General features: G+C 68.4%; 15 protein-coding genes and 1 pseudogene. 11 read left to right on the forward strand and 5 right to left on the reverse strand.

Features of this window, described 5'->3' with window-relative positions; all coding sequences use genetic code 11:
- Window positions 1-76 precede the first annotated feature (76 nt).
- The 3 genes from gntA to ACIQD6_RS22205 form a co-directional block, all read right to left on the reverse strand.
- Complete coding sequence (gntA, locus tag ACIQD6_RS22195; RefSeq protein WP_401884842.1) at window positions 77-835, reverse strand: guanitoxin biosynthesis heme-dependent pre-guanitoxin N-hydroxylase GntA; 759 nt, start codon at window positions 833-835, stop codon at window positions 77-79.
- A 236-nt stretch (window positions 836-1,071) separates the two neighbouring features.
- Window positions 1,072-1,827 (reverse strand): ABC transporter permease, encoded by a 756-nt coding sequence (locus ACIQD6_RS22200; RefSeq protein WP_401884844.1) that lies wholly within the window; start codon window positions 1,825-1,827, stop codon window positions 1,072-1,074.
- Window positions 1,820-2,914: an ATP-binding cassette domain-containing protein gene (locus ACIQD6_RS22205; protein WP_401884846.1), complete on the reverse strand. Its 1,095-nt coding sequence runs from the start codon at window positions 2,912-2,914 to the stop codon at window positions 1,820-1,822. The genes ACIQD6_RS22200 and ACIQD6_RS22205 overlap by 8 nt, the downstream gene beginning before the upstream one ends.
- A gap of 216 nt (window positions 2,915-3,130) precedes the next feature.
- Here ACIQD6_RS22205 and ACIQD6_RS22210 point away from each other — a divergent pair, with 216 nt between their 5' ends.
- The 10 genes from ACIQD6_RS22210 to ACIQD6_RS22255 all read left to right on the forward strand — a co-directional run bounded on the left by ACIQD6_RS22210 (window position 3,131) and on the right by ACIQD6_RS22255 (window position 18,137).
- The gene (locus ACIQD6_RS22210) at window positions 3,131-3,916 is read left to right on the forward strand and encodes a TetR/AcrR family transcriptional regulator (RefSeq protein WP_401884848.1); all 786 of its coding nucleotides are present in this window, start codon (window positions 3,131-3,133) and stop codon (window positions 3,914-3,916) included.
- A gap of 72 nt (window positions 3,917-3,988) precedes the next feature.
- Window positions 3,989-4,690 carry a TetR/AcrR family transcriptional regulator gene (locus ACIQD6_RS22215; RefSeq protein WP_401884849.1) on the forward strand — a complete coding sequence of 234 codons (702 nt, stop codon included), beginning with the start codon at window positions 3,989-3,991 and terminating at the stop codon, window positions 4,688-4,690.
- Window positions 4,691-4,733: 43 nt separating this feature from the next.
- Window positions 4,734-7,001, forward strand: a complete 2,268-nt coding sequence (locus tag ACIQD6_RS22220; RefSeq protein ID WP_401884850.1) for a HelD family protein — start codon at window positions 4,734-4,736, stop codon at window positions 6,999-7,001.
- 1,371 nt (window positions 7,002-8,372) lie between these two features.
- Complete coding sequence (locus ACIQD6_RS22225) at window positions 8,373-9,503, forward strand: helix-turn-helix domain-containing protein (RefSeq protein ID WP_401884852.1); 1,131 nt, start codon at window positions 8,373-8,375, stop codon at window positions 9,501-9,503.
- Window positions 9,504-9,776: 273 nt separating this feature from the next.
- Entirely contained in the window at window positions 9,777-10,334 is a 558-nt protein-coding gene (locus tag ACIQD6_RS22230; protein WP_401884853.1) for an SMI1/KNR4 family protein, read from the forward strand.
- 1,176 nt (window positions 10,335-11,510) lie between these two features.
- Window positions 11,511-12,248, forward strand: a complete 738-nt coding sequence (locus ACIQD6_RS22235; RefSeq protein WP_401884854.1) for an SAM-dependent methyltransferase — start codon at window positions 11,511-11,513, stop codon at window positions 12,246-12,248.
- Between the two features lie 265 nt (window positions 12,249-12,513).
- Window positions 12,514-13,965 (forward strand): glyceraldehyde-3-phosphate dehydrogenase, encoded by a 1,452-nt coding sequence (locus tag ACIQD6_RS22240; RefSeq protein ID WP_401884855.1) that lies wholly within the window; start codon window positions 12,514-12,516, stop codon window positions 13,963-13,965.
- A 949-nt stretch (window positions 13,966-14,914) separates the two neighbouring features.
- Window positions 14,915-15,277, forward strand: coding sequence for a PadR family transcriptional regulator (locus tag ACIQD6_RS22245; protein WP_401884857.1), 363 nt, complete (start codon window positions 14,915-14,917; stop codon window positions 15,275-15,277).
- Window positions 15,274-16,269, forward strand: a complete 996-nt coding sequence (locus tag ACIQD6_RS22250) for a hypothetical protein (protein ID WP_401884859.1) — start codon at window positions 15,274-15,276, stop codon at window positions 16,267-16,269. Before ACIQD6_RS22245 ends, ACIQD6_RS22250 begins: the two co-directional genes overlap by 4 nt.
- 326 nt (window positions 16,270-16,595) lie before the next feature.
- Entirely contained in the window at window positions 16,596-18,137 is a 1,542-nt protein-coding gene (locus ACIQD6_RS22255) for an alpha/beta fold hydrolase (RefSeq protein WP_401884860.1), read from the forward strand.
- 124 nt (window positions 18,138-18,261) lie between these two features.
- Here ACIQD6_RS22255 and ACIQD6_RS22260 read toward each other — a convergent pair whose 3' ends face one another.
- Window positions 18,262-18,750, reverse strand: a complete 489-nt coding sequence (locus ACIQD6_RS22260) for a MarR family winged helix-turn-helix transcriptional regulator (protein ID WP_401884862.1) — start codon at window positions 18,748-18,750, stop codon at window positions 18,262-18,264.
- Window positions 18,751-19,116: 366 nt separating this feature from the next.
- Here ACIQD6_RS22260 and ACIQD6_RS22265 point away from each other — a divergent pair, with 366 nt between their 5' ends.
- A complete protein-coding gene (locus ACIQD6_RS22265) occupies window positions 19,117-19,569 on the forward strand; it encodes a hypothetical protein (RefSeq protein WP_401884864.1) in 453 nt (150 codons plus the stop codon).
- Between the two features lie 74 nt (window positions 19,570-19,643).
- Here ACIQD6_RS22265 and ACIQD6_RS22270 read toward each other — a convergent pair.
- Window positions 19,644-20,009 (reverse strand): annotated as a pseudogene (locus tag ACIQD6_RS22270) (MerR family transcriptional regulator); the annotation flags it as partial.
- Window positions 20,010-20,036 lie beyond the last annotated feature (27 nt).

Raw genomic sequence — 20,036 nt, forward strand, 5'->3', positions numbered from 1 at the left:
TGTGTCCACGCCGACCGACGTCGGTTCCGGCCGGCCGATCACGTCCGCGCCGACCGGCCGCGAATGACCGCGTCCGTCAGTTCGGGGCGCCGGGCCCGGACGGCCTCGCGGCGGCCAGTTCTCGCTCCGCCTCGAACTCCGGCTCCCTCTCGAACTCTCGCTCCGCCTCACGCTCCCGCTCCGCCTCGCGGGCGGCGAAGGGGCACTGCCATTCGGCGGGCTTGGGGCGGCCCGAGTAGCGGCGGGCCTCGGAGAGCTGCTCGTACTCGTACAGGTTGGGATTGATGTCGCCCTGCAGCTGGATGTCCTGCTTGCGGATCTTCTCCGCCAGCCGGTCCCACATCCGGGCGCCCTTGATCTGGTCGAACTGCTCATGGGAGTTGAAGGCCAGCATGGGGAAGGGAGGCCGGCGGCCCCAGCGGCGGTGGGTCTCGTGCAGGCCGATCACGAAGAAGGGATGGCCGGCCACGCTGAACGCGAACTGACCGGACTGGGGATCCGACGAGTAGCCCTCGGCCCAGCGATGGGATTGCGCGTCCTGCTCATGGAGCAGCTGCAACTGCTGCCAGAGAAGCTCTTCGAACCGCAGCTCATCCACCCCGCGAGGTTGCGCGAAGGTCGCGATGAAGCTGGTGAACGTCCGGGGGCTCCAGTTCGCCGACCCCACGAACTCCGCGAGATCGAGCGCCATCAGCCGGGCGGATTCCTCGCTCCCCAGCAGGTCGTAGTGCCGGTGCGTGATACCGCCCCGGCGCCAGGCGGAGCGACCCGCCAGACAGGTGAACCGGTCCCCCAGGATGAACTTCTCGACCTCACCACGCGCATCCGCCGTCATGGCAGCCTTCCTTCCCACCTACGTACCTCCTCTAAGGGAGATCATCTCCTTCACGCATTCGAAAGCGCCCACCCCACACCTGCGGTACGCGGTCCCACAAGCGAGCGCGATCGTCATAACCGCACGCGGGCAGGACCGAGTCCGCTGGAGAACGGGGGGTCACTCGGTGATTGTGACGGGGCCGAGGCCGATCAACAAAATTCCCTGACGAAGCCTGCTACTCGTGTCACCACCGGCTACGCGGTGCGCACCCTGAACAGCACGCCGGACAGCCCCAGCGCGACGGCCAGCAGCCCGGCGCACCAGGCGAGTGCGACCCAGGGCGCGGAGCCGACCGGCTGCCCCAGGAGCAGGCCGCGAAGCGACTCGATGACCGAGGTCACCGGCTGGTGGTCGGCGAAGCCGTGGAGCCATGTCGGCATGGTGTCGATCGGTACGAAGGCGCTGCTCGGGTAGGGCAGGAACATCATGAGGAAGGTGAAGCCACCGGCCGCCTCCGGGGTCTTGGCGAGCAGTCCCACCGCCGCCGAGAGCCACGAGACCGCCACGATGAAGCCGAGCAGGATGCCGATGGCCGCGAGCGCGGCGGCCGGGGTCGCGGAGGGGCGGAAGCCGATCAGGAGGGCGACACCGAGGACGAGAGTGATCGAGACGAGGTTACGGGCGACGCTCGCCGTGACATGCCCGGCGAGGATCGGGCCGCCGCCGACGTCCAGGGAGCGGAGCCGGTCGATGATGCCGCCCTTCATGTCCTCGCTGACGCTCACGGCGGTGCTGGAGGAGCCGAAGCCCGCGCAGAGCAGCAGGACGCCGGGGACGACGTAGGTCACGTACTCCGTTCCGGTGCTGATGGCGCCGCCGAAGAAGTAGACGAAGATCAGCATCAGCATGACCGGCAGCAGCATCGCGGTGATGACGGCGTCGATGTTGCGTCTGCTGAGGCGGATTCCGCGTCCGGCCATGGTGAGGGAGTGGGTGAGCGCGTCAGGCATGGGCGCGGTCCTTGTCGTCGGTGGCGTTGTCGCTGTCGTCGGTGGCGTTGCCGTCAGTGGCGGGAGCCTCCCCCGTCGGCACTGCCGGGGTCGTCGGCACTGCCGGGGTCGTCGGCACTGCCGGGGTCGTCGGCGCGCCCGTGAGCGCGAGGAAGACGTCGTCGAGCGTGGCGCTGTGGACCGCGAAGCGGATCACGTCCGTACCGTCCGGATCGATCTCGTCGAGCAGGGCCCGCACATGGCCGGCGGTGCCGTCGGTGGGCAGCCCGACCGTGAGGCTTTCGGCGGCGTGGTGCACGGCGCGGGACGCGAGGCGCAGATACGCGTGGGGGTCGGCCATGACGAGATCGAGCCGGTGGCCGGCGACCCGGCCCTTCAGTTCGCCGGAGGTGCCCTCGGCCACCAGTCGGCCGTGGTCGACCAGCGCGATACGGTCCGCCAACTGGTCGGCCTCCTCCAGGTATTGAGTGGTGAGGAAGACCGTGGTGCCCTGCGCGGACAGGTCCCGTACGACCTGCCAGAGCTCCTGGCGGCTGCGGGGGTCGAGGCCGGTCGTCGGCTCGTCCAGGAAGACGACCCGGGGTTCGCCGACCAGGCCGGCCGCCAGGTCGAGGCGGCGCCGCATGCCGCCGGAGTAGGTGCCCGCGAGGCGGCGGCCGGCGGCGGCGAGGCCGAACCGGCCGAGGAGTTCGGCGGCGCGGCGGTGGGCGCGGGACCGCGACAGACCGCTGAGGCGGGCCATCATGCGGAGGTTCTCCTCGCCGGTCTGCTTCTCGTCGATCGCGGCGAACTGGCCGGTCAGGCTGATGGCGTCACGTACCCGGCGCCGGTCGATGACGGTGTCGTACCCGGCCACCCGGGCGGTGCCGCTGTCCGCCGTGGTGAGTGTGGCGAGTATCCGCACGGCCGTCGTCTTGCCCGCGCCGTTGGGGCCGAGGAGGGCGAAGACGGTGCCGGGTTCGACACGGAGATCGATTCCGCGCAGGACCCTCACCCGCGCTTTGCCTCTTCCGTAGGACTTTTCGAGGCCGCTGGCCTCGATGGCCGGCCGTGTGCTCATGGCCACCGCTCCTTCGTCGCGCGTCATCGGATCGCCTCGAACGGCTCGCCCTGACGCTCCACTACTGCGTATGACATACGCGTTACTGTGTAAGGGTTACGCATTACTAGGATGGGCGTCAAGCGGTACGGCGAACGGCGAGCCGAGCGGTACGGCGAACCCCGTGACAGGGACGGGGCCAGTGACGGGCCAGTGACGGGGACGGACACCCATGGCGACACCAGACGGAGAGGGGCAGCGGCGATGACCGACAACACCGGCGGTACGGGGCTGCCCGCCAGCATCGAGGCCGCCTGGGGCCTGCGCGAACGCCCGGCCAAGGGCCCCAAGCCCGGCATCGGTGTGTCGCGCATCGTGGCCGCGGCGATCACCGTCGCCGCGACCGAAGGGCTCGGCGCCGTCTCCATGGGGCGGGTCGCCAAGGAGCTGGGCGTCTCCACGATGTCGCTGTACCGGTACGTGGCCGCCAAGGACGAGCTGTACGTCCTGATGCAGGAGGAGGCCATCGGCGAACCGCCCGCCCCGCCGGAGCCCGGCGCCGACTGGCGCGAGGCGCTGACCGCATGGGCGTGGGCACAGCGCGAGATGTTCCAGCGGAACCTGTGGGTGCTGCGCATTCCGATCTCGGGCCCGCCCGCCACACCCAACTCGGTGGCGTGGTGGGAGCGCGGCATGGTGGCCCTGGACGGCACCGGGCTGGACGACGGCGCCAGAATCTCGGTGATCCTGCTGGTCAACGGCTTCGTACGGAGCGAGGCGACACTGATGGCGGACCTGGACTCCGCCGTCACCGCGAGCGGCTCCACCGCCGACGAGGTCATGGCCGGCTACGCCCGCACTCTTCAGCGGCTCGCCGATCCGGGCCGCTATCCGTCGGTCGCCAGGATGCTGGAGTCGGGGATCGTCGCCCAGGCGGACGGGCCGGACACCGACTTCACCTTCGGCCTGAACTGCCTGCTGGACGGGGTGGAGGCGCTGGTACGGAAACGGGGCGGCGGCGACGCCAACGCCGGCGGCACGAGCCTGTAGCCGCCGAGCGGTCACCAGGTTGAGCGTCGGGCGGGTTCGACCGAGGTCAGGCGCTGCGTAGGCTCCCTGCCCATGAGCGGCGACGATCACACGAACCACGACGAACAGAACCACGACGAACAGAACCGCAACGGACAGAACCGCGACGGACAGAACCCCGGCGAACAGCACCTCGGCCTGCGCGAACGCAAGAAGCGCCGGCGCCACCAGGCCATTTCCGACGCCGCGATCACGCTCTTCCTCGCCAAGGGCTTCGGCAGCGTCTCCGTCGCGGAGGTCGCCGCCGCCGCCGAGATCTCCAAGCCGACCCTCTTCCGGTACTTCCCGGCCAAGGAGGATCTCGTACTGCACCGTTTCGCCGACCACGAGGACGAAGCGGCCCGGGTGGTGTCGGGGCGGCCCGACGGTGTACGGCCGCTCGACGCCCTGCGCCGCCACTTCCTCGCCGGGCTCGACCGGCTCGACCCGGTGACCGGGCTCAACGACCACGCCGAGGTGCTCGCGTACCACCGGCTGCTGTACGGGACACCGAGCCTGGTCGCCCGGCTGTACGGGTACCAGCGGCGCTCCGAGGAGGCGCTGGCCGGGGCCCTCGGGGGCGGGATCGAGGGCGCGCTGGGCGCCGGGCAGATCATCGCCGTACAGCGCGTCCTCGCCCAGGAGAACTGGCGGCGGATCGAGGCGGGCGAGACGGCGGGACAGGTGCGCGCCGACGCGGTGGCGGCGGCGGAGCTGGCGTTCGAGCGGCTGCGCACCGGACTCACCTTCTGGTGATACTCGGTAAAGTTTTTAACTCGGTTACGTTATTCTCGACGGAATGACGGCACCCGACCCTGACCTCGCCGACGAACCCAACAGCGACCGCGACCACGTACTCGGCCACGCACTGGACGGCGAACTCGACAGTGAACGCGCCTACCACCAGACCTGCCGCGCCGCGCTGGCCGGCATGGTGGACGGTGCGCACGAACAGGTCGTCACCGGCCAGAACGCCTTCGCGTCGGGTGCGGACGCCGAGGTCCTCGGCCGCCATCTGCGCAGCTACGCCAAGGAGTTGCGGCTGGAGCCCGACGGTCCGCTGTTCTTCGGCCGCCTCGACTTCGCCGCCACGGCGGACGGCGCCGACGGGAATCACGGCCCGGGGGATTCCACAGGCGACCATGCAGGCGACCACGCGGGCGACCAATGCGCCGACCGCGACCACACGAGCGACCACGCAGGCGATCAAGGCGCCGACCGCGACTACACGAGCGATCACGCGGGCCAGAGCTACCACATCGGCCGCCGCCGCATCAGCGAACACCCCTCCGCCCCACCCCTCGTGGTCGACTGGCGGGCACCCGTCTCGCGCGCCTTCTACCGGGCGAGCGCGCGCGATCCGCAGGGTGTCGCCGTCCGCCGCCGGTTCGGCTGGGCGCCGTGGAGCAAGGGCGCACCGGAGGATCTGACCAGCCTGGAGGACGAGCCCCTGGGCGCGGGAGGGGCGCCGCCGACCGCCGGAAGCGCGATCCTCACCGGCGAGATCGAACGCCCCCGCGTCGGCCCGATGCGTGACATCGCCGCCACCATCCAGCCCGAACAGGACGCTCTCGTACGCTCCCCCCTCTCCACCTCCGTCTGCGTCCAGGGCGCCCCCGGCACCGGCAAGACCGCCGTCGGCCTGCACCGCGCCGCCTATCTCCTCTACACCTACCCGCAGCGGATCCGGCGCGGCGGCCTGCTGATCCTCGGCCCCAACCGCACGTTCCTCTCCTACATCTCGGAGGTGCTGCCCGCCCTGGGGGAGATCGGCATCCGCCAGTCGACGGTCGCGGACGAGATCGCGCGTCCCCACGTACGGACGACGACCGACGCGGACACCGGGGCGGCGGCGGTCGTCAAGCACGATGCCCGGATGGCCGAGGTGCTGCACCGCGCGCTGTACGGACGGGTCGCGGCGCCCGCCGAGCCGCTCACGGTGCCGGACGGCTCGTACCGCTGGCGCCTGGGACTGGACGAGTTGGCCCGGATCGTGGACGAGGTACGGGCGGAGGCGCCCCCGTACGCCACCGGCCGGGAACGGATCCGCAGCCGCGCCGTACGAGCCGTCCAGCTCCAGGCGGAACGGCGTGCCGGGCCGCAGTCGGCGGCCTGGGCGCAACGGGTCGGCCGGTCGCGGGCGGTCACCGCGTATCTCGACACGACCTGGCCCAAGGTGCGCCCCGAGGAGGTGCTGGCGGCTCTGCTCGCCGACCCCGGTCCCGCGTCCGACGGCATCCTCACCCTCAGGGAACAGCACGCGATCCGCCGGCCCCGGCCCCGGCGCGGCGACGCCACCGGACCGCTGTCCGCGCGCGCGATCAGGTCACTCCCGTGGTCGGCGGCCGACCTCGTACTGCTCGACGAACTCGCGGGCCTGATCGAACACCCCGAGGGCTACGGCCACATCGTCATCGACGAGGCGCAGGACCTCTCCCCCATGGAGAGCCGCGCGATCGCCCGCCGCGCCGCCTTCGGTTCGCTGACGGTACTGGGCGACCTGGCCCAGGGCACCACCCCCTGGGCCGCCCGCTCCTGGCCCCAACTCCTGGCCCACCTGGGCAGACCGGACGCGGCCGTGATCCCCCTGACCACCGGCTTCCGGGTCCCGGGCGCGGTCGTGGACCTCGCCAACCGGCTGCTCGCCTCGCTGGACGTGGACGTACCACCGGCCCGTTCCCTGTGCGGGGACGGTCACTTGACGATCCGTCAGGTATCGGATCTGACATCGGGAGTGACCGAGGCGGTACGGGAGGCACTCACCCACGAGGGTTCGATCGGCGTCATCGCGGACGGAGGCGAGGCGGACCGTCTCCGTACGGCGCTCGATGCGGCCGGCATCGCCACCTCGACGGCGGACGAACTCGGCACGACGGCGGCAAGGGTGACCGTACTGCCCGCGACGGCGGCGAAGGGCCTGGAGTACGACCATGTCGTCCTGGCCGAACCGGCGGCCATCGCGGAGGCGGAGGCCCGGGGCCCGCACCGGCTGTACGTGGCCCTCACGCGCGCGGTGTCCCGCCTGGACATCGTGCACGGCCGCCCGCTGCCCGAGGAGTTGGCGTGAGAGGGAGCGCAAGAGGGAGGAAGCCGGGTCAACTGAGCCCCTGCGGTCCGTAGATCACGGTCGGGCACGCGTGAACGTACCGCCGGACTGGCACCAGCGCGGGCACGCACAGCCGGACACCTACCGCCCGGCGGCTACAGCAGCGAGGGCGGCGAATAGCCCCGCCCGCCTGTTACGGGGCGACAGACAGGCGGGGCCGTTCCGGGAGAGTGGGGGCTCTCCCGAGGGAAGCCCGTACCGGTGCCGTACCCGCCGATCGATTACGGGACCGGTACGGGCGGCTCATGATGGGCCGATGACGGCGAGGCCGACGCCCAGAAAGACGAGTGCCACCAGGCAGATCAGGATCGTGACTCCCGCAGCGAACAAGGCCAGTCCGGTTTTCCGCACACTCATTCCTGACAGCGCTCCTTTCCACGGCATTCTCGACAGTGCAGCGGGGGTGGCGGGTGCGGCAGACCGGCCCCCGACGGGATGCAAACCACTCCGGAACGTACGTCCAGCCCTCCGCCGTACTCCGTCCACCACCCATCCGGGCTGCCTTCGTACGGCGTGCCCGCGTACGGGTCGTCTTTCCTCGGCGTCACCACCACGCCCAATGGGCATCGAGGGGCCCCGACACGGCCAGGCGTCCGTGTTGTGGATGTCTACGGAGTAGCCCCACGCAGTCGGTGACTGCCGTGAGATCTCCTGACTCCTCGGCTGCTTTCTTCTTGGCCGTCAACTCCGCGCACCGCGCGCATTCCGGCTCGCTCACCACCAATCACCCCTGGCCCGACGGTTTTCCTCCTCCAACGAGGGGCGCGCGTTCTATGGTCGGGCTGTGGGACCGGTCGTCCGCGCGCGAATGCTCGGGCTCGCCGTCGCCCGTGACGTGATCCGGCCGTTCGGGGCAGTTCTCCCCCAACGGACAAGCACACGTGGGCAATTTGGTAGTCGACACCATCGGAACGTCGCCGCCTTCCGGTAAGTCGTGGTTCACCACCACCGCTCACCCTCCCTCGGCACGGACTCCGCCAAGAGCCGCAGCGCAACTCTCCGGAGAAGCCCTCGCGTTGGCGCGGCGTAGCCCCCACGGGGCACCCAGCCCGGGGCGAGCCCGTAGAACCCGCCGGCACGTACGAGCGCGTGCAGTTCGTCGGCGTCGCTCGCCCGTGGCCGGTGATAGCCAGGTGGCGAACCCCTGTTCTCGTTTGCGTGGATAGCATCCGACACGTTGATGCTCCTCATCAGCGTTGGCCGGTCCCGGGGGCGGTTGGACGTCGCCGGGGCTTACGTCATCAAGGAGAACGAAGCGACTTAGCTGTGGGGCAGTTGACCAGTGTTGACTACTCTGGACAGTCAGTAGTCAGCACCTTCCGAGGATCAAGCATGGATGGTTTCGGCACCCGTGTACGGGAAGCATTGGCAGCGCAAGGAACCAGCATGCGTGCTGCTGCGAGAGCACTTCATTACGATGTCTCGTACCTATCCCGCGTACTCAACGGAAAACAGCAGCCGTCTCCTCAATTGGCCCAAGGGCTGGACGAGTTACTAAAAACGGGCGGCGATTTCGCTGCGCTTTTGAAGAAACCCGAGCCAGAGGCCGATGACACCACCCGTGCACGGTCTGCGATTTCACACCTCCTGGATCACGATAATAGATATGGTGGCGACCAAGTCGCTTCTGCCGCAGTCCAGGTCTGGAAGACTGAACAGCGCAAATTGGATCGCAATATTGATCCAGATAAGGGCTACCTCGCCGCAGTTTCGGAGGTGGCAGAAGCTGCGGGATGGATTCTCTTTGATGCGAATCGGAAAACCGAAGCCCGGCAAGCTTTCATAGAATCGCAAATGCTCGCGCGTCATGCGGGCGATCGACCTATGCAGTGGTTCGCAATGGATCTACTAGCGATGCAAGATGTCCAAGACGGGAGACCCGGAGAAGCACTGCGAATTGCGGATAGCCTCTTGGCCACGCCGAGGCTTCCTCGCCGAATTGCATTGATTGCGCGAGTAAGAAGATCACGCGCGTTGGCACAAACAGGAGATCGAGCGCGTAGCCTCACGGAGGTCGAAAGAGCAAAGAGCGCACTGCAAGATTCCATCACCGTTCGTGACCCCGATTGGACGTGGTGGGTTGATGAAATGGAAGTGGTTGGACACCACGCTGAGGTGCTGATTTCTTTGGGGGAGAGCGCTGCGGCAATTCCACATCTTCAACGAACAAATGAGCTCGTTGTTCCCGGCGGACGCGGCGCGTTCTATTATGCAGTAGCAGAATTGTCGGCATTCGCAGAGGTCGGAGCATGGCGAGAATGCGAAACGACAATCATGCGCCTTGTTGCGATCCTGGAGGTGGTCACCTCCGCTCGCAGCCAAGCTCGGCTTGACGCCACTCTTCGAATTATCGAACGCGACGCGCCCTCCTGGCTAGTTGGAATTGTCAGGGATATTTTTAGATCGTTGCCGATAAGGAAGCAAAGACAACCCCGCACCCGCCACCCCGGTCAAGGGAGATGAGCACGGGGACTCTATAGCGCTGTGCCTCAGTCCAGATATCCGCGTCGCCATCATCGGGCTTCGGTGCAGTTCGTCTGCCTACGGCCCGCGCCGTTGCGCGAAGGGGGATCGCTGCAAGCCAGCCGTACCTGCCGCAGGATCCGCCGAGGCCGCGTCGCGTCCCGAGCAGCTGTTTCAAGGGCCAGGTCGCCGCAGAGTCAGCACACGCTTCGATTGTCAGTGGATCGTGTGAGGCTGTCCGAGACCCACCGTACTCATCATCGGAGTTCTGGAATGACGCCCCCTTCACCCCTGACGGTCGCGGAATGGCGCGCGTTCCTCAGCGGCTTCAACGCCAGGCACATCAACTCGGACAAGGTCCGTGAGGCCATCGAGGACCAACGTCAGGTCATCAGCAGGGAGCGGCTGGAGGCCGGGTGGGCCGGCGCCGAACCTGCGGGCGAGGAAGCGATCGTGGCCACCGAGGGGCGGCTCGGGATGAGGCTTCCTCTCTCGTACCGAAACTTCCTCCAAGTCAGTGACGGCTGGGAGGACATCGGGTCCGTCGACCTGTTCCAGGTCGGGGACATCGGCTGGTTCGCCGACCTGAACGCCGACCTCATCGAAGCGTGGTCGGACAGCGACTTCTTCATGGACCAACTCGGCATGCTCAAGCGGTGCCTGCTGATCGGCGACGACGACGGCGGCAGCGGCTGCTACTGGCTGCTGCACGCCGACAGCATCGCGGAAAACGGCGAGTGGACCGCGTACGAGTGGTGGCCCGGTGACGGTGACGACCCCGAGCCCTACCACGACTTCGCCGCCATGGTGCGGGAAGCAGTGCACTCCTAGGGCCTCTCGTTTGGATCTTGCCGGGCTCGCGTGCCCTGGCACCGCGCCTCGCCGCGTTGTCGTCACTCCACGACGCTCCGCGTCGCCTCACTCCTCCGCCTTGCGATCCACGGCACCAGACCCCGCTCCCTGATCCGGCCTGATCCAAACGAAAGACCCTAGGTTCTGTGCGGCCGATCATGGTCGGAGCCATAAGCGGATCGCCGCAGCGGTGATCGTGGGGCCGATGTTCGAACTCCGCTGCGGCGACGTGCACTTGATCATTCAGCGCGTTCCCGTGTGGCTGATTACGTTGGTCACCACGGCTACCGGAACGGGCGCCGCGTGGTGGACCAGTCGATAGAGCGGGGTGGGCGGGATCGAACCGCCTCTACCGCCCGATTTCAGCGCGCGAACCGTCCGCACCTACTCGGGGCAGAGTGCACACCTACACACCGCGCCCCTTCCCCACCAGGACGAGCCGGCCACGGCGGTCTAGATCGGCGGTGTCCGTGCTCGCCTGTAGTGTCTGATGGTCCGTTCGTTCAACTTGGGGTCAGGCAGTCGGTTCGAGTCCGGCCGTCACGGTCTCCGCCCTCTTGCTCGTTCTGCACGCGTCCGAACTCGTCTGGTACGTCCTCGCCAAGAAGGCACGCCGTTGGGTGAAGGAGCACATCAGGAAGGAGGTACGGAGCATGGTCCCTAGTAACCCGTCTGTCTTCGCGGCCGATATCCGTTGCCGGGCCAGTACCACGCGCCTCTACCGATTGGGTCAGGTGGGCTTGTCGTCGTCCTCGCTGACCGGTGACCGGTGACCGGTCCGGGCAACGCTTCGGCCCTCTACCCTCGTCGCATGATCGACCGTCAGCGGGTTCATTGTGCTGGTCGTACCCCCCTGTAGGGACGGACGGTTCCCCGCTACAGGGTTTGACCAGGACCGATGCCACCATGCAGACACTCCAGAACGTCTGGTTCCGTGTGTTGGGAGACCCCGAGGGCAACCGATTCCGCGTGATCGGCACCAGTCACGGCTGACGCACACGTGGGCTCGGCCGACGCGGATGCGAGTGCAGGTGTGGGTGCGGGTGCAGGCGCGGGAAAAGACACCCCGATCCATCCTGCTCGGCGTGCCGGGAGGACTCGGCCGCCGCCGCAAAGGAAATGCAATGAGTATCCGGCGCTGTCAGGCTGCGCGCCATGGACCGCGAAAAGATCTCTCGGCTGGCACACACCGATCACCCCATCAACAGTCCTCTTGACGACGAGTCGGTACGCCGGCTGCTGCATCGGACCCTGAACCGGGGCGATGAACGCATACTCGATCTCGGTTGCGGTGAGGCGGCTTGGCTCCTACGAACCCTGGCCGCTCATCCGGATGTCACCGCCGAGGGTGTCGACAACTCGGCCCAGAGCCTGGCCAAGGCCCGTAAGGAGGCGGCCGGTCTGGGTGTCGGGCAACGACTCGTACTTCACCATCGGAACGCCACGGAGTTCACCTCTACCCGCCCCTTCGACGCAGTGCTCAGCGTCGGTGCCACCCACGCCTTCGGCGGTCTCCTGCCCACCCTCGACGCCGCCCACAAACACCTCGCTCCCGGCGGCCGTGTCCTGGTCGGCGATGCCTATTGGGAGTGCGAGCCCAGCGCCGCCGCCCGCGAGATGCTGGGCGAGTACGAGGACCTGGCGACCACCATGGACCGCGTCGTCGCCCACGGCTGGACCCCTGTCTTCGGGCACATCAGCACACGTCAGGAGCTCGACGACTTCGAGTGGTGCTATACGGGATCCCTGGCGACGTGGGCGCTGGACCACCCCGAGGACCCCGACAGCGCCGAGGTTCTCGCCGCTGCCGCCACCCACCGCTCGCAATGGCTGCACGGCTATCGCGACAGCTTCGGCTTCGTCACCCTTGTGCTGCGCCGGACTCCCGAGTGACCCGTACGGGCATGTAACGGATCCCGTAGGGGCGTGCACGGCTCCCGTACGGGGATGTCTACCGGATCCCGTACGGGGCGCGCACCGGCCCCCTACGGGAGAGCCGCCCGCACCCCGCCCTCGGGGCCGGGCCCGATCACGGCATCCCGCCCAGGTGGCCGCAGGTGGCCCCAGGTCGCCCTGGTCGCCCAGGTGGCACCGTCTGATCGATCAAAATGGCGGGAGGGTTAGCATATGAGCGCCGCCTAGCTCGAAAGAGAAGCCTGTGACTGTCAACGAGGATTCATTCACCAACTGGAAGAACCGCGAAGAGATCGCGGAATCGATGATCCCCATAATCGGGAGGCTGCACCGCGAAAAGGACGTAACGATCCTGTTGCACAGCCGTTCCTTGGTGAACAAGTCGGTGGTGAGCATTCTCAAGACTCACCGATTCGCCCGGCAGATCGCCGGTGAGGAACTCTCGGTCACCGAGACGCTGCCCTTCCTGCGGGCCCTCACCACACTCGATCTCGGCCCTTCCCAGATCGACATCGGCATGCTCGCCGCGACGTACCGGTCCGACGACCACGGCCTCTCGGTGGAAGACTTCACCGCCGAGGCCGTCGTCGGCGCCACGGGTGCCAACAAGACCGAGCGCCGCGACGGGCGCGATGTCGTCCTCTACGGGTTCGGCCGCATCGGCCGCCTCCTCGCCCGTCTGCTCATCGAGAAGGCCGGCTCCGGCAACGGCCTGCGGCTGCGCGCCATCGTGGTCCGCAAGGGCGCCGGCCAGGACATCGTCAAGCGCGCCTCGCTGCTGCGCCGGGACTCCATCCACGGCCAGTTCCAGGGCACGATCACCGTCGACGAGGCGAACAGCACGATCATCGCCAACGGCAACGAGATCAAGGTGATCTACTCCGACGACCCGACGTCGGTGGACTACACGGCGTACGGCATCAAGGACGCCATCCTCATCGACAACACCGGCAAGTGGCGCGACCGCGCGGGCCTGTCGAAGCACCTCCGCCCCGGGATCGCCAAGGTCGTCCTGACCGCGCCGGGCAAGGGCGACGTCCCCAACATCGTGCACGGCGTCAACCACGACACGATCGAGCAGGACGAGCGGATCCTGTCCTGCGCGTCCTGCACCACCAACGCGATCGTGCCGCCGCTGAAGGCGATGGCGGACGAGTACGGCGTCCTGCGCGGCCACGTGGAGACCGTCCACTCGTTCACCAACGACCAGAACCTGCTGGACAATTACCACGGTTCCGACCGCCGTGGCCGTTCGGCCGCGCTCAACATGGTCATCACCGAGACCGGCGCCGCCTCAGCCGTCGCCAAGGCGCTGCCCGACCTCAACGCGAGGATCACCGGCAGCTCGATCCGCGTCCCGGTGCCGGACGTCTCGATCGCGATCCTCAGTCTGCGGCTCGGGCGCGAGACCACCCGCGAGGAGGTCCTCGACCACCTCCGCAACGTGTCGCTGACCTCGCCGCTCAGGCGCCAGATCGACTTCACCAGCGCCCCCGACGCGGTCTCCAGCGACTTCATCGGTTCGCGTCACGCCTCGATCGTCGACGCCGGAGCCACCAAGGTCGAGGGCGACGACGCGATCCTCTACCTCTGGTACGACAACGAGTTCGGCTACTCCTGCCAGGTCATCCGCGTCGTCCAGCACGTGTCCGGGGTGGAGTACCCGACCTACCCGGTTCCGGTTCCGGTGGTCTGACTCGTCAAGTCCGCACGGAGGATGGAGTGATGCCGCCAACGGGACGGCGGCGTCCACTCCACTCCACTCCACTCCACTCGGCTCGGCGCCACTCGACTCGGCTCGGCTCCACTCCACTCCGCTCGGTGTGGGAGTGCGGGTGTGCGCGCCGCCGGACAAGGAGTTCACGGGCTGCCGGCCGGTGTCGGCGTGCCGCTGATTCCGATCGGCGAACCGGTGCGCCCGATGACGCACGGGGCGACCCCGCCGTCGGCGGCTGACCTGCACCGGCGCCGTGTCGAGAGGTCGCCACGCAGTTCGACACGGTCGCCGCGGCGGCCGAACCGGCCCTGATCGACGCTCAGGACGGCCCTGGCACCCGAGCCCCGCGTACGAGCGAGGGCCCCCTGGCCGGCCGATCCGCACCGACGGGGCGACGGTGGCGGCGAGGCTGCTGCTCGACACGGTCAGCCGGGAGAGGCCGGCGGTGTCCGCCGGAAGCCACGTGTTCGCCTGAACCGCACGTGTCTGCCTCAACCACACGCGTCCATCTGAACCACACGCGCCCTCTGAACCACACATATCTGCCTCAAGCACACGCACCCGCCTGAACCACAGATGGCGGCGACGGCGAATGCGGCGGGGCACCACAGCTCCGTACACCTTCACTTGGCAGCTCCGTACGCCTTCGCTCAGCAGCTCCGTGCGCCTTCACTTGGCAGCTCCGTACGCCTTCGCTCGGCCACCCCGCGCCGGTCCCGATCGGTGACCTCCCCTCCGGCGCCCCTCTCTCCCGGCCGCCCGGCCCACGCCCCGTACCCCCTGCACCCGTACCGCCTCAGACGTGCCCCCACGCCGCCGCAACACGGAACAACCTTGCCGGCGCGACTAGTCTGAGATAGAACTAGTGCATTCCACTACTAGATCGCTATCACCACTACATCGCCATTACTACGAGAAGGGGAGCCGCATGAGTCCGCAGGCAACCCCCAAGGCGGACGCGGCCGGCGGCTGGGTCCGAGCGACCCTCGAAATCGCCATCCTGGCCGTGCTCACCGAAGGCGACCGGCACGGCTACGCGCTGGCCCAGCGCCTGGGCGAGTACGAGTTCGGCCCGATCCGCGGCGGGTCCCTCTATCCCGTGCTCGGCCGACTGGAGGCCGAGGACGCCGTCCGCTCCTTCTGGCAGGCCGGCGAGGGCGGCCCCGGACGAAAGGTGTACGCACTGACCGAAACAGGCCGGGCCAAACTGAGCACCGACCGCGCCCGGTGGCAGGAATTCACAGCGAAACTCGACCGGCTCCTGAGCGCATCCGGAGAGGAACGGCCATGACAGACCAGCAGACCGAGACGTGGGAACTCACCGCCCGAATCGCCCTGGCCAAACAGGGAGTTGACCACCACACCGCGGATCCACTCCTCGCCGACGTCAAGGCGCGCTGCGCGGAGTCCGGGCAGAGCGCCGAGGAACTGTTCGGCTCCCCCGCCGAGTTCGCGGACACGACCGTCGCGGAGCAACCCGACGCGGTACGGAAACAGGACACCCAGGGCATGACACCCGGCGCCTACCTCTCCGGGGCACCGTTCGCCGTGATCTTGGTGACGCTCGTCGGCGCGCTCCTGTACTGCCTGTTGACCTGGACCTTCAGCTTCACCGTGACGCCGGCCTCGCTCACCGGATCGGTACTGGTGGGGATATGCCTGGTAACGCTCTACAGCCTGCCTGACGCCCTACGGTCCGCCGGGCGTCCGCAGCTGGCCGGGTGGGCCTTCGGCCTCGTCGCACTCCTCGTCCTGCTCGCCGCCGTCGCGTTCACCGAACTGCCCCGCACCCGCCTCGCCACCGTCCCGGTGTTCGCGGTCGCCGCGGTGGCCGTGGGTGTGCTCGCCTTCCAGCTCAGGAAGAGCAAGCCCCGGCGCCCGTCCGTGTCCGCGAACGACCCCGTCGATGTCGACGAGTGGCTGCACCGCCTCACCGGTGTTCTGATCGGCCGTTACGACCTGCCGCCCGAGCGGGCCCGCGCACTGGCCGGAGAGGCGGGCGACCACCTCGCCATCGCGGCCACCACACCCACCGAGGAGTTCGGCCCGCTCGACCAGTACGCCAAGAACCTCGCCGAGTACGAGCCCCGGCGGCGCCCGCCGTGGTGGCGCAGCAAGGTGGCGGACATCGTGATCGCGGCGTTCGGCGCCGTAGTCGGCATCGTGGCGTTCCGGTACTGGCTGAACGACGGTCACGTATGGGCGGCCTACCTGCTGGCGCTGCCCTTCACCCTGGCCCGAATCGCCCGCGTGGTGCTGAAGACCCGCCGCCTGATCCGCTGACAGGAACGTACCCGCCGCCGAGAGTGCGCGTCGGTGCTGTGCCAAGTCCGGTCGGCGAGGCTCCGACCGGCCCCGGGGAACGATGATGATCTGGCCTCGGGTCGGACGGGGCACAAGTCCGGATGGCACCCCCTAAGGCACCTCCCTAAGGCACCTCCCTGAGGCACGCCGGGCCCCCGAGGCACCCCTCCCGAGGACACCCCTGATCACGCCCCTGTGCCTGCCCTGATTTCCGTCTTGTTCGGTTGTGACGCCGGGTGGATCACTGCAACGCTCGACCCGGGAGACAGCCCCCGTGATCTCGTAAAACCCTCGGGAGGGACCTCATGCGACTTCTTTTCAAGGCGCTCACCGGAGTGCTCACCGCTGGATTACTCGTCGGGGCGACGACGCCGGGCGTGGAGGCGGCGGATGCCCGCCTTCCCGGCGGCAGAAGCCCGACGGCGCAGGATGCCATCGACTGGAAACCATGCCCCCGGGACGCCACAGCGGAATGCGGGACCCTGCGCCTGCCCGTCGACTGGGCGCGCCCGTCGGGTGAGAAGTTCTATCTGGCGGTAGGCCGTCGCAAGGCGACCGATCCGGATCGCCGGATCGGCGTGCTGCTGGTCAACCCGGGTGGACCGGGCGCCTCGGGGGTGGACTATGCCGTGAAAGATGCCCCGACCCTGTTCAGCGCGGAGGTCCAGGAGAAGTTCGACATCGTCGGGTTCGACCCACGGGGGGTCGGAGGCAGCCGGCCGGTGAAGTGCTCGAAGGAGCTGCTGGCCCAACAGCCTTCGGTGTACCCGCGCAATCAGGCGGAGTTCGATGAACTCGCCACGTTCAACAGAGCGTTACGACAGGACTGCCGACGTCACAGCGGACCGATCTTCGACCACGCCGACACCTTGAGTGTCGTCAGGGACATGGACGCGCTCCGCGGGGCGCTGGGCGAGAAGAAGATCAACTATTTCGGTCACTCCTACGGCACGTTGATCGGCGAGCAGTACGCGGAGCGGTACGGCGACCGGATCCGGACCATGGCCCTCACCGCGAACATCGACCACAGCCTCGGCACCCGCGACTTCATAGTCTCCTCGGCGGCCTCCGCGGAGGACTCGTTCCACCAGTTCGTGAAGTGGTGTGAGGCCACCACCTCCTGCGCACTGCACGGCCGGGACGTCACCGCCGTATGGGACGACCTGCTCGCCAGGGCGGATCGCGGGGAGATACGCGATCCCGAGAACCCGGACCAGGTTCTCACCGCGAACGCCATCGCGTTTGCCGCCTTCCGGCAGTTCTTCTACGGCCCGGACTGGGACGAGCTGGCCACGTATACAGCGGGACTCGACGCGCAGGAACCGAAGGAACGGCGGCAGCCCGAGCAACCTCAGCAGCCTCGGCATGCTGAACCCCCGGCATCGCAGGGAACGGAGCAGCAGACGCAAGCGAACCCGTTCCACGCTGTTTTCTGCCAGGACTGGCGAATCCGGCCGAAGGACTACCGGGATTACGCGCGTCTGACCGAAGCCGAACTACGGGCCGCACCGCACATGCGCGGCTCACCGCGGGTGCACGCCGCGGTGGCCGGCTGCGTCGGCTGGCCGGACGAGGTGAACAACCCGCAGCACCGTCTGCGCATCACCGAGGCCCCCAAGATCCTCATGCTTCATTCGATGCACGACCCGGCGAACCACTACTCGTGGGCGACCAATGTGCACCGTCAGACGCGCGGGACGACCGTCCTGCTGCCGTACGAGGGCGCGGGGCACAGCGTCTACGGCCGCAGTGACTGCACACGCGATGCCGTGGACAACTACCTCACGGAGCTGAAGGTCCCGAGTCCCGGCAGCAGTTGTGCCCCCGCCGGCCCCGGACTGGGGTGAGTTGTTCCGGCCCGGCCGGCTTCTGATCGCGGGGGTCGGCTTCTGATTGCCTACGAGGCGGCTGTGACCGGCATGCCTAACCAGTGGCGGTCGCAGCGCGCGTCGAGGAACCGGACCCGCCCGCTCATCGCGGTGGTTCGACGAGATGGTGAAGGATCCGCTGCCGCATCGAGCGCTGCTCCAGCGCCCGCCGCAGCTCCTCGACGACGGTGGTCAGCGCGTGCGGGATTTCGCCGTCCAGTTCGGCGACAGTCGTATGGGTGGCGCGCCACTCGGCCTCCAGGAACGGCACCAGCGACCGGCCGCGCTCGGTCAGATCGATCCGCCGGGTGCGGGCGTCGGGCCCCGGCTCTGAGGTGACCAGATCCTCCTTGCGCATGGCGGCGATGGTCTGACTGATCGCGGAGTGCGAGCGGTTCAGGGACTCGGCGAGCTCGCGGATGGTCAGCGGCCCGGTGTGGGCGAGCCGGATCAGCGGATAGGCGAACCGTGGCCGTACCCCCTTGATGCCACGCTCGACGTAGACCTGTTCGATCTCGGCGTCCATGGCGGCCAGCAGCTGGTGCAGCGACTGCCAGGGATCAGGCAGTGCCGTGGGATCGGAAGATGTCACAGCGCTAATATAACAGCGCAGCCATAATCGAGGAGACCTTCGCCCGGCCGCCCCTCCCTTGCCGAGGCCGAGCTCCGCAACGGGCGGGCAGGGCGCCACCCTGGAGAAACTCCGCGTCGACCGGCAACTCGGAGAAGTACTCACCCGCGGCCCCCGACCCGCTCCACCTCACCGAGGTGCTCGGGCTCGACGACAAGACCGCGACGCGCTACGCGGACTCCGCGCAAGCCTTGCTGAAACAAGCGGCTGGACAGCGACTTCGACGAAATCAGCTCGACCGGGACGCGCTGTGAAAGGAATCATGGGCCGGTGACGTCGACCGAAGCAGCAGCACGTGTTCTACAGGACCACGCCGCCCTCTGGAGCATGGGAGACGTGCGCGCATACGACGTCGTCATGGCGGCCTGTGATGCGCTCGCCGCCGGGCTCGACAGCCCCGGGCTTCGCGCCCTGGCGGCCTGCACACGTGCCGAGGCGGACTACGACGTGCACGAATTGCTCCCCGACGCACTCGACGAGCTCGGCCTCACCTTCTATCCGGTCGACAGCGAGGCCGGCGCGGAGGCCGCAGTACGAGCGCTCGCACCGCGCGTGCTCACCGGCGAGCTGTCACCTCGGGAGTTCACCCGCCGGATTCACCGGCGCCACGGATACGAACTCGCCCTGACGGAAGAGCTGGCCGCGCTTGACGACGAGTACGACACCCTCGAATACGGCGACAGGACGGCGGCGCAGATCGATGCCGAGGTCACGGCCGAAGCCCGCCGCCTCACAGGCCTCCCTCATGTTCCCGCCGACCCCACGGACGCACCCGGCTGATGCTCACCGGACGGCCCGCCCGACGGGACGGCCGACGGGTGGCGGCATGCGGCGCTTGCCAGTTGGCCGGCCGCGGCCGTCCCCAGCTGTTCGCGGTACGCCCGGGCCACGGCCATCAGCTCGTCGAGTGTGTCCCTGGTCCGCATGAGGCCGGCGATGTGGGCGGAGAGCCGCTCGCGTTCCAGCGCCATCCGTTCCAGCGCGGAGTCGGAGTTCTCCTCGCTGGGATCGTCGACGCAGGGCAGCAGCTCGGTGATGGTGCGGCTGGACAGGCCCGCGGAGTACAGCCGCTGGATGAACGCGACCCGCTCGACCTTGGCCTCCGTGTAGTGCCGCTGCCCGCTGGCGCTGCGGGTGCTGGTGAGGAGGCCCTGCTCCTCGTAGTAGCGCACGGACCGGACGCTGACTCCGGCCCGTGACGCGAGTTCCCCGATCCGCACGATGCCCTCCCGGCTGTGTCCCGCGTC

Origin of the sequence: Streptomyces sp. NPDC088400 (assembly GCF_044753355.1) — a bacterium.
Classification (GTDB): Bacteria; Actinomycetota; Actinomycetes; order Streptomycetales; family Streptomycetaceae; genus Streptomyces.

Coding starts and splice junctions, on each gene's coding strand:
- gntA (WP_401884842.1), bottom strand. CDS start 835: ATGACGGCGGATGCGCGTGGTGAGGTCGAGAAGTTCATCCTGGGGGAC.
- ACIQD6_RS22200 (WP_401884844.1), bottom strand. CDS start 1,827: ATGCCTGACGCGCTCACCCACTCCCTCACCATGGCCGGACGCGGAATC.
- ACIQD6_RS22205 (WP_401884846.1), bottom strand. CDS start 2,914: ATGACGCGCGACGAAGGAGCGGTGGCCATGAGCACACGGCCGGCCATC.
- ACIQD6_RS22210 (WP_401884848.1), top strand. CDS start 3,131: ATGACCGACAACACCGGCGGTACGGGGCTGCCCGCCAGCATCGAGGCC.
- ACIQD6_RS22215 (WP_401884849.1), top strand. CDS start 3,989: ATGAGCGGCGACGATCACACGAACCACGACGAACAGAACCACGACGAA.
- ACIQD6_RS22220 (WP_401884850.1), top strand. CDS start 4,734: ATGACGGCACCCGACCCTGACCTCGCCGACGAACCCAACAGCGACCGC.
- ACIQD6_RS22225 (WP_401884852.1), top strand. CDS start 8,373: ATGGATGGTTTCGGCACCCGTGTACGGGAAGCATTGGCAGCGCAAGGA.
- ACIQD6_RS22230 (WP_401884853.1), top strand. CDS start 9,777: ATGACGCCCCCTTCACCCCTGACGGTCGCGGAATGGCGCGCGTTCCTC.
- ACIQD6_RS22235 (WP_401884854.1), top strand. CDS start 11,511: ATGGACCGCGAAAAGATCTCTCGGCTGGCACACACCGATCACCCCATC.
- ACIQD6_RS22245 (WP_401884857.1), top strand. CDS start 14,915: ATGAGTCCGCAGGCAACCCCCAAGGCGGACGCGGCCGGCGGCTGGGTC.
- ACIQD6_RS22250 (WP_401884859.1), top strand. CDS start 15,274: ATGACAGACCAGCAGACCGAGACGTGGGAACTCACCGCCCGAATCGCC.
- ACIQD6_RS22255 (WP_401884860.1), top strand. CDS start 16,596: ATGCGACTTCTTTTCAAGGCGCTCACCGGAGTGCTCACCGCTGGATTA.
- ACIQD6_RS22265 (WP_401884864.1), top strand. CDS start 19,117: ATGGGAGACGTGCGCGCATACGACGTCGTCATGGCGGCCTGTGATGCG.